Source organism: Tunicatimonas sp. (genome assembly GCF_049647865.1).
Classification (GTDB): Bacteria; Bacteroidota; Bacteroidia; order Cytophagales; family Cyclobacteriaceae; genus Tunicatimonas.
The window spans coordinates 1-9,197 of the sequence record NZ_JBARYM010000515.1; the positions used below are offsets into that span (position 1 = coordinate 1).

9 protein-coding genes are annotated in these 9,197 nt (G+C 45.2%); 5 read left to right on the forward strand and 4 right to left on the reverse strand.

Annotated features, from left to right (window positions below; genetic code table 11):
- Positions 1–830 (reverse strand): aminopeptidase P N-terminal domain-containing protein (locus tag WBA23_RS15175; protein WP_424583129.1); only part of this gene is annotated, 830 nt, incomplete at its 3' end.
- Positions 831–962: 132 nt separating this feature from the next.
- On the opposite strand from WBA23_RS15175, the gene WBA23_RS15180 reads away from it, so the two are divergent.
- Positions 963–1,778: a DUF5009 domain-containing protein gene (locus WBA23_RS15180; protein WP_424583130.1), complete on the forward strand. Its 816-nt coding sequence runs from the start codon at positions 963–965 to the stop codon at positions 1,776–1,778.
- A gap of 19 nt (positions 1,779–1,797) precedes the next feature.
- On the forward strand, positions 1,798–2,190 hold the full coding sequence (locus tag WBA23_RS15185) for a hypothetical protein (RefSeq protein ID WP_424583131.1): 393 nt from the start codon (positions 1,798–1,800) through the stop codon (positions 2,188–2,190).
- A 10-nt stretch (positions 2,191–2,200) separates the two neighbouring features.
- Here the strand turns inward: WBA23_RS15185 and WBA23_RS15190 are convergent, their stop codons facing one another.
- A complete protein-coding gene (locus WBA23_RS15190) occupies positions 2,201–3,139 on the reverse strand; it encodes a hypothetical protein (protein WP_424583132.1) in 939 nt (312 codons plus the stop codon).
- Positions 3,140–3,363: 224 nt separating this feature from the next.
- Here WBA23_RS15190 and WBA23_RS15195 point away from each other — a divergent pair, with 224 nt between their 5' ends.
- From WBA23_RS15195 to WBA23_RS15205, 3 genes are all read left to right on the forward strand, one after another.
- On the forward strand, positions 3,364–4,632 hold the full coding sequence (locus WBA23_RS15195) for a lamin tail domain-containing protein (protein WP_424583133.1): 1,269 nt from the start codon (positions 3,364–3,366) through the stop codon (positions 4,630–4,632).
- A gap of 116 nt (positions 4,633–4,748) precedes the next feature.
- Positions 4,749–5,738, forward strand: a complete 990-nt coding sequence (gene moaA, locus WBA23_RS15200) for a GTP 3',8-cyclase MoaA (protein ID WP_424583134.1) — start codon at positions 4,749–4,751, stop codon at positions 5,736–5,738.
- 56 nt (positions 5,739–5,794) lie between these two features.
- The gene (locus tag WBA23_RS15205; protein WP_424583135.1) at positions 5,795–7,168 is read left to right on the forward strand and encodes a porin; all 1,374 of its coding nucleotides are present in this window, start codon (positions 5,795–5,797) and stop codon (positions 7,166–7,168) included.
- A gap of 102 nt (positions 7,169–7,270) precedes the next feature.
- On the opposite strand, the gene WBA23_RS15210 is transcribed toward WBA23_RS15205, so the two are convergent.
- Positions 7,271–8,818: an N-acyl-D-amino-acid deacylase family protein gene (locus tag WBA23_RS15210; RefSeq protein WP_424583136.1), complete on the reverse strand. Its 1,548-nt coding sequence runs from the start codon at positions 8,816–8,818 to the stop codon at positions 7,271–7,273.
- Positions 8,819–8,825: 7 nt separating this feature from the next.
- Positions 8,826–9,197 (reverse strand): DoxX family protein (locus tag WBA23_RS15215; protein ID WP_424583137.1); only part of this gene is annotated, 372 nt, incomplete at its 5' end.

Sequence of the window (9,197 nt, forward strand, 5' to 3'; positions counted from 1 at the left end):
CTGGGGTAGCCCTCGTATTCGGCTCGGTATTTTTTATAAATAAACTCGTGCATGCCCTGCACTTCTAGCTCCGACATACCCGGACGAATTGCTTTCATCACTTCCTTTTGCCCTAGCGCCGAAATTAGGGCTGCTTTACGAAGCAAATCCAGTTCCTCGCCTGTTTTAATTCCTCGTAACTCCTGCATCAGGCTATCCAGCGTTTTGGTATCCAAATTGTTTTGCTCAGGCTCTATCTGTAGGGTTTGAGAAACTGTATTGGGATAACCTGCTTTCACCTTAAATGCTGCTATTAGGTCGTACAGGTCACCTTTCTCTTTTGTATTCCGAACATCATCTTGAAAGTCGTAGAACAGCACCTGATCAAACGTAGAGAAATCAATCGGGAAATCGGGAAAGTCTTGCCCTTCGTAAGCTGCCGAGAGGCCTAATTCGGTGCGGACTCCTTCGGTACCTAAGCGAGCTCCGTTGTATAACTCCTTCAGAGCATCGCGACCACGGACGAAAATCATCTCATCAGTTCGCTTGCCATTAATTCGTTGTTTTTCTTTAAAGATTAGTAGGGCTGCGTGGGGTTCGCGATGGCCCGTCAAGTAGTAGAAATTAGGGTCCTGATGGTACATGTAGTCCACATCGTTGGCTCGGTTGCGGACTGGATTAGCGAACACTACCGCTACCGAGTTATCGGGCATCTTGGCCCGAAGTGCTTCGCGCCGCCCCGCATGAAAATCTTTGGATAGTAAGTCATCGGGCAAATTAGCGTTTTGTCCGAACAGTGAGGTGGTGGATAGCAAAAAAAACAGGCTGCTAACGAAACACAGTATTTTCATAGGATAAGGTATTCTATTGCTAAAATACGCTTTTTAGACTAAAATTAGTATGCTACGAAGCCTTGCTATTGCTTTTAGCGGACGATAAACGTCTTTTTCCCTATCTTACTCAGTAAATAGCTCAATAAAGTCATGCTGCAGACTAAAACTGAACCCATACTATCTATTCCGTTAAGTAACACTGCGGCTACCCCTCGTCTGACCTCTATAGATATTTTACGGGCAATTACAATGGTGCTGATGATCTTCGTTAACGACCTGTGGTCATTAGAAGGTATTCCGGCCTGGCTAGGACATGCTACTTACGAGGCTGATGGCATGGGGCTGGCTGATACCATTTTTCCCGCATTTCTCTTTATTGTGGGTATGTCTATTCCGTTTGCCATTCAAAGCCGCAGGAAGAAGGGCGATACTACCGGACAGATTGTTCAGCATATTCTGATTCGCTCGGCAGCTTTGCTCATTATGGGACTGTTCTTAGTAAACGGAGAATATATTTCCGAAGCAGAAACCGGTATGCCTCGGGTAGTATGGAATATTCTGTGCTGTTCGTCTTTTATACTGATCTGGAATTCCTACCCAAAGTCAGCCGATAAGCGATTTATCCAAGTGGCCCAATTATTAGGAGTCGGAATATTAATTGCATTAGCTTTTGTTTACCGGGGCGAGCAAGATGGCCAGATCATGTACTTTTCTACCCACTGGTGGGGCATTTTAGGATTAATCGGTTGGGCTTACCTAGCCAGTGCCCTTATCACGACCTTCTCCAACAATAACATCTATGTATTACTTCTGGCCTGGGGGGTATTTTGCGTACTTAGCATCGTTCACAGTGCTGGTTACTCAACCAGTTGGCTGGCTATTATTCCTAGCCCCATTAGGGGGAACCCTGGCGGGCTTTACAATGGGCGGAGTAGTTATCACTCGGTTGTTTCAACTATACCGTGAGCAAACATCTCCGCAGAAAATGATCATTCTCTTTCTGATTTTGGCGGGGCTACTCACAGTAGTAGGATTCTATAGCCGCACTTTCTGGGGCATCTCCAAGTTGAGAGCTACTCCAGCTTGGTTGCTTCTGTGCTCAGCAATTACCATAGTGGCCTTCGTAGGAATCTACTGGTTGACTGATCTGCGAAAAAAAGCACGGTGGTTTGCCTTTATTAAACCGGCGGGCTACAATACTCTATTGTGCTACTTGATTCCCTACTTTGCCTACGCTGTAATGAGTATACCAGGAGTGGAATTACCAGAAATACTTCTGACCGGAGAGATTGGTTTGATCAAATCGTTCCTGTTCGCCTTGTTGTGCGTAGCTATTACCGGAGGGCTAAGTAGGGTAGGGGTTCGCCTAAAGTTGTAAATTAGTCAGGTTAGCGAATAACCGCCGAAGCTGATGCTTCTTGGTTTAGCGGTAAGTCGGGTTGCTGAGCAAAACGCTCGTTAATTTTATGTAAATGATGATCCACCCCAATCTCCGAACCGGGGATAAAACCAGGAATTGTAATCACCTGAGCCAGTACTCCATCTACTCCACGATGAACAATTCCTCTTGGTAAGTACACTAAATCACCTACCTTCAGCTTGGTGGACTGTAGGAGGTTATCTACATCTTCTGGCTTAATTGATTCGGGATTGGTGATCTTCTCCACCTGATTAGAAGTGATGAGTTGAGCGTTGGGCTGTACCATTTGTACCAGATAAAACTCATCAAAACCTCCTTCTACCGGATGGTAATGAGTGAACGAATCGGTAATACGTACCCGGTGCGCATTGAGTGCATGGTAAACGTACGGGCCAACATCTTCTTTCCACGTGAGCAAAATACGACGATAAGCACCAGTTGCCGTAACGCAGCCTCCCGGGGTATCGGTAATATTGTCGTCCCAATCGGGACGGATAAAGTCAGGAAACTCCTTTGGTAGCGGATCAGGTACGGTAAACACTAGATAATCAATTAGGCTATCAGTCTCCATTGTTCGCTGAGGTGGTAGATGAACAATATCGCCTACCGAAATTTTGGAAGATTCGCCATTAGAAAACTGAGCCGTGCCGCCGCCTCGCTGTACAAAGGCTAACCGATGTGTTTTGGCGGGGCTAACTTTTTGAATTTGAGCGAAAAAATGCAGATCATAGCCTGGATTGCGCTCCGTGAAAGCCTGCCGGACAGATACTAATCCCTCACTGTCACCCTCTCCCAAATGAGCTATGTGTAGGTAGTCTGCTTCCTTCAAGACGGATGGCTCATCAGATAGTAGCTTCACACCGAGTAATGCCATAATCACAATTAAGATGATGGGTATCGCTTTCATAAAAAAGTTATCATTCAGAGCAAATTACAAAAAACTGTTAGGGGATTCAATTCTTCTGACAAGTAATGGTAGCATAAAACGATAAGGTTATTGCTTAATCATTACTAAATTACCTACTATTCAACCTCCTTAATAATTCCTTAACAAGAATATTCGTTTAGTAACGCTCAACTAGGTTACTTTTAGCAAAAAAACTACTTATCTATAAATCAACCTCTTCTATTATGCCCTATAAACTGATTAAAGGCGAATTTCACGTCCACTATCCCGACCGACCACTTTCGGGCCCTGAACCAGACGGCGACACCGTAAAATTTTTACCGGATAATCGCATTTTAGTAGATGTGCTAAGCGCCCCCGGTCGTAGTGCAGCTTTTAATCAGCGGGGTATGATAAATTTACGATTCGAGGGAATTGACGCGCTGGAAACTCATTTTGCTGGTAGTCACCAGAACCTAGAATGGGCCGAAGCGGCTCGCGATAAGCTTCTATCGCAGATTGGGTTTACGAGTATTGAGTTTTCCGACCGAAACCCAAATAAGATTATTACTGTTGATGACCATCCGCAACGGGGCTACATTCTAGCTAATAACTTAGATACGTTTGGGCGAATTATTGCATTTGTGTACACGGGCGACACCGCGCAAGTAGATGGTTCACAAGTGTTTATAGAAGATTCGCACGTAAATCAAAGTCTTAATTACCAATTACTCGAGGCTGGGCTGGTGTATCCCGCATTCTACACCTCTCTACCGACTGATTTGAAGCAGTCCTTAGCCCAACTAGTGCGTAATACAAAGCAGGAGAACACTGGCTTGTGGCCGGAGTCGACCGCCAACACTGAACGTATTGCTAACTTTACTGAAGGACTAACAGAAATAGAGAATCTAGTGATGTGGCCGAAGCTGTTTCGGCGCCTAGTTCGCTACGTAGGAGCTGGGTTTACCAATTTGAGCCAGTTGGATGCTTGGCTGCGCGAAGACCCCATAAACCGCGATGATCGGGTACTACTGCCCAACGGAGAACTAGGGAATATGCACGATGTAATTGATGTAACCTCCCCCCTCAAGCTACGAATGAATTACGAACCGGAGGATTTGGTTATTGTGCCGGACAGTACTGTAATACCCCAGCCACCGCCGGTAAAACCTCAACCACAAACCAATATTCGTATTATTGCCGCTTTAGTTAATCCTTTAGGAAAAGAAATTGGTCAAGAGCGCGTAACCTTACTGAACGTAAGCGCTCAAGAGCAAAACGTTACCGATTGGACGTTAGCCGATAGCATTGGTAAGTCGATACCTCTGCCGGAGTTACTGAACTCCACTGTATTAGCTGCCGGAGAAGTAGTACAAGTCACTTTAAATTCCCGTGTGCGACTAAATAATACCGGGGATACCATTACACTATTTGATAGCCAAGGCTCAATGGTAGACCAAGTATCGTATGCTCGCAAAGATGCTAAGGAAGAAGGAGTTACGTTAGTATTCTAATGCTGAAGAGCCTTTCCATCTTTCTGATCAAAACTTTAAACCACCTCGGTTAGCAACGATCAACAATTCGTAAAACATTTGTACATTTGTTATCCCCTGCGCAGTAATCTTAGCCTATGCCTTTATTTGATAATCACGGACGACCTATTGACTACCTTCGTTTGGCCGTTACCGATCGCTGTAATCTACGGTGCTTCTATTGTATGCCCGCGGAGGGGATCTCATATGTACCGAAGGAGGAACTGCTTTCCTACGAAGAAATGGAACGGCTGCTGCGAATTCTGGCCAAAATGGGTATTACCAAAATACGAATCACCGGGGGCGAACCATTTGTACGGCGCAATTTAATTGATTTTCTTGGTCGATTATGCAAAATTCCAGGGATTGAAGAAGTACATATTACAACCAATGGTGTGCTTACTACACCCTACGTAGAAGAGCTCCAAGCAATGGGGATTGCTTCTGTTAACCTGAGTTTAGATACGTTTGATCGTCAACGGTTTAAGAAAATTACCCGTCGCGACGAGTTTGATCGAGTATTGGATTGCTTTCATACTTTACTAGCCCATAACGTTCCCACCAAAATTAATACGGTAGTTATGGAGGGGAAAAATACCCAGGACATTGTACCCCTTACCGAACTTACTCGGCAGCATCCGGTATCAGTGCGGTTTATTGAAGAAATGCCCTTCAATGGTGAAGGAAACCACTATCCTGCGCTGGTTTGGACGCATCAGAAGATTTTAAAGGTGCTGAAGCAACACTATCCAGCTATGGAAAAAATAGCGGATGCACCCGCTTCAACTTCGTATAACTACCAAATTCCTGGCTACCAGGGAACGGTCGGTATCATTGCTGCCTTTAGCCGAACATTTTGCGGCACCTGCAACCGTATCCGCCTTACGGCCCAGGGTACTCTCAAAACTTGTTTGTACGATCAGGGAGTATTGAATATAAAAAATATACTGCGGGCAGGTGCTACCGATACAGAAATTCGAGAGGTATTTGAGAGAACCTTTCGGAATCGGGCGAAAGATGGCTTTGAAGCCGAACAGCGGCGAGGGGCACAGTCGGTGAGCGAATCAATGTCTACAATTGGCGGGTAGAATCCGCCTAGTTGTTTGGTGGAAAGATATTTTTATCTTACGCCAAATTTTAGCATATGAATAGATTTCTATTTGTTTTCCTTTTCTTATTCTCATTCCACTTTCACGTTTTCTCTCAAGGTTCCGAAATCTACCAAGGTGGCATCCGCATTCCTGTTGGTCGAGATAGTAGTAAGTACATTCGGATAGCGATGGTGCAACAGTTTTGGCTGCGTTCTATTGAGAACAATCCGGGCACGGTAGATGCCAGTGGAAATTTGGCGGAACACTCAACTGACATTGGCAGTCGCCGGACACGAGTTACTATGTATTCGCAAATATCGCCTCGTTTTCTACTGTACGCTCAGTTCGGTACCAACAATCAAACATTCATTAATGGTGGGGCACCAGGGCAGGGTGCTAAAAAGCCTCAACTCTTTTTCCACGATGCCTGGACTGAGTTTGCCGTGGTACCTGAGCGAGACTACATTACTAAGGAAGTCAACTCATTTTCTCTGTCCTTAGGAGCGGGCTTACATTTCTGGAACGGTGTTTCTCGTTTGGGTTCACCCAGTATTGGCAGTTTTCTCACCTTAGATTTACCGATATTCAATTTCCCTAATGTAGAACGTACTGATCAGTTTGGTCGACAGTACGGAATCTATGCTAAGGGAATGGCTGGGCCAGTACACTACCGATTAAATTTAAATAAGCCTTTTGTGGACCAACGTATCGGAGAAATTACTGCTGATCGGGCTAGTAACATTGCTACGGATCGGTGGGCAATTAGTGGATATGCTACGTATCAGTTTCTAGAAAAAGAAGCGATACTTTCTCCATTCCGGGCAGGTTCCTACCTTGGTACCAAACGGGTGTTTAATATCGGAGCCGGATTTTACCACCACCCTGAAGCCAGTGGCACTTCGGGTAGTGTTGGCAATATCACTGACTTTAATCGACACGATCAGACGGTTTGGGCCATTGATGCCTTTTTAGATTATCCTTTTGGAAATCAAAGAATGGCACTGACTGCCTATTCGGTGCTATACAACTACGATTATGGCCCTAACTACTTTCGTACCGTGGGCATTATGAATTTGGATAGCCGCCCGGCCGATGCATCGGTTTCTTTGGCAGGATACGGCAATGCCGAACCCCTGTTGGGCACCGGACAAATTTGGATGGCTCAGTTTGGCCTGCTATTGCCCCCGGCCTGGTTAGCATCTTTAGGAAAGTTTCAACCTTTCGTTCAATCAGAATACAAAGACCTAAACTATCTGGATGATACTTTTACAAATTTGGATGTAGGTTTGAATTGGTTCATTGAAGGGCAAGTAGCAAAACTTACCGTTCAATACGGCGCTCGCCCTATTTTTATAGAACAAAATAACCAACGTATTCAGACTGATACCAAAGGTCAGTGGACATTACAGATACAGCTTGCGATTTGAAGGAACAGAAACAATCCAGAAGTACGCTTTACCACTAGGGCATGCTGACATATAGGCTAACAACAGATTTTGAGATTATTTTGATGGGGTAACTATTATTACTCACTGTTTCCGTAGCATTTGTCCGTTTCGCTGCGAACTATATTCTCCGTTTTCCGAACTGATCTTCCCGTTTACAATTACGAAGTTTATACCTTCAGCCAACTGAAAAGGATTTTCGTAGGTAGCCGTTTCGTGCACCTGTTTCGGATCAAATATCAAAACGTCGGCTTTCTTTCCAACGGCTATAGTGCCTCGGTCAGTAATACCCATTGTTTGAGCGGGCATTGATGTCATTTTTCGCACTGCATCAGCCAGAGTCAGTACACTATCCTGTACTATAAATTTTTCAATAATGCGAGCAAAGGTACCGTGCCCCCGCGGGTGACGCGAAGTAGGACTACCATCCGAGCTAATCATTACCAGCGAGTCGGCAATAAAGCGCGATTGTAGTGAGTCATTCATTACGAAGTAGGCACCCGATGCCCCACCGGGTTGAATATCGTCAATTAGTATATCCTCAAAGGGTTTATCCATTTCTTCGGATAATTGCGCCAGGTTTTTTCCGGCGTAGGGAGCCGTTCCCAGTAGCGTAGCTTCCGGACCGTTACGTTGGTTTACTTTATTCCGAAGGAAATCCTCTAGTTCGGCCCGCCGAGTAGCAACCACTTGTTGATAATTATTAGGAGGCTTAGCCCACTCGGGAAACAAAATGCTAATGCCGGTGTAACTAGCCGTATACGGATATACGTCAGCTGTTACCGGTACGCCATCCCGACGAGCTTGATTCAGTACGTTTAAGATCTCCTCGGCCCGGCTTTCTCCCTGCCCGTAGACCACTTTCATATGGGATACATTTACGCGGCAAAACTTTCCTTGGTCAAGCAGCTCCCGGATAGAAGATTCTACCTCATTATCGTCTTCGTTACGAACGTGGCTAGTAATTAGCTTATTCTTTTCGCCTACTATCTTGGCTAGGTGCTCCAGTTCGTAAGCGGGAGCATAAAAGCCCGGAATATATTCCAGCCCAGTGGTCATTCCGAAGCATCCCGCATCTAGGTTCTGTTCCAATAACTGTCCGATCACCTCCAGTTGCTCATCCGAGGGGCGGGGATTGTATTTAATACCCGATTGCATTCGCAGGGTACCGTGCCCCACAAACATCGCGATATTCACTCCCGGTACGGTATCCGCTACCAGTTGCATCCATTCAGCTAGGTTTTCATAATCGGGACTAGAGCCATCTTTTCCCAGGGAAATGGTAGTCGCTCCCATCGCCAAAAAGTTTTTGAATTCAGGTGTCTTTAGTGGATTACCGTGGGAGTGCATATCAATAAAACCGGGCGTAACTACTTTACCCGCAGCATCAATTGTTTTCTTAACTTGAATTAGTGCTGTATCTACCTGCCCAATAAACGCAATTGTATCATCTTGAATGAGTAGATCTGCTGAGTATTCATCATTCCCCAAGCCATCCACAATCTGCCCATTTTGGATGAGCAGGGTGTAGTTCTTTTCGGTAGACTGATTCAGAAAATTTTCAAACTCCGTAGAAGGAGTAGGAGTGCACGATAGCCAACCTATGCTAAGCAGAATAAATAGAAGCTTCATAAAGAAGTTACAGTTTTTTACTAATCCGATGCTTGCCCGGACCAGTGATGAGCAATGCAACAAACACAATACCTACTTCCAATGGATGAGAAATACGACTATAACTATCGCCGTTACCAATGTGCATAGCGGTAGCTACAATCATCGTGAAAATAAGTAGTAATAGTGCTGGAACCCAGAAAATCCCCAAAATTAAGCAAAGGCCACCCACGCACTCAGCAAAGCCACCCATAAATCCCCAGACAGCAGGTAAGAACGTAATTCCCAGATTTTTCATGGAGCCGCCTAGCTTTTCCCAGCGTTCGGGACCGCCCAATAGTTTGGGTAGACCGTGGGCGATAAATGAGATTCCTAGTCCGATGCGGATAATCAGTAGACC

Bases quoted from the DNA above. Each gene is read 5' to 3' on its own strand.
- WBA23_RS15205 (WP_424583135.1), top strand. From the start codon at position 5,795: ATGAATAGATTTCTATTTGTTTTCCTTTTCTTATTCTCATTCCACTTT.
- WBA23_RS15195 (WP_424583133.1), top strand. From the start codon at position 3,364: ATGCCCTATAAACTGATTAAAGGCGAATTTCACGTCCACTATCCCGAC.
- moaA (WP_424583134.1), top strand. From the start codon at position 4,749: ATGCCTTTATTTGATAATCACGGACGACCTATTGACTACCTTCGTTTG.
- WBA23_RS15210 (WP_424583136.1), bottom strand. From the start codon at position 8,818: ATGAAGCTTCTATTTATTCTGCTTAGCATAGGTTGGCTATCGTGCACT.
- WBA23_RS15190 (WP_424583132.1), bottom strand. From the start codon at position 3,139: ATGAAAGCGATACCCATCATCTTAATTGTGATTATGGCATTACTCGGT.
- WBA23_RS15185 (WP_424583131.1), top strand. From the start codon at position 1,798: ATGATCATTCTCTTTCTGATTTTGGCGGGGCTACTCACAGTAGTAGGA.
- WBA23_RS15180 (WP_424583130.1), top strand. From the start codon at position 963: ATGCTGCAGACTAAAACTGAACCCATACTATCTATTCCGTTAAGTAAC.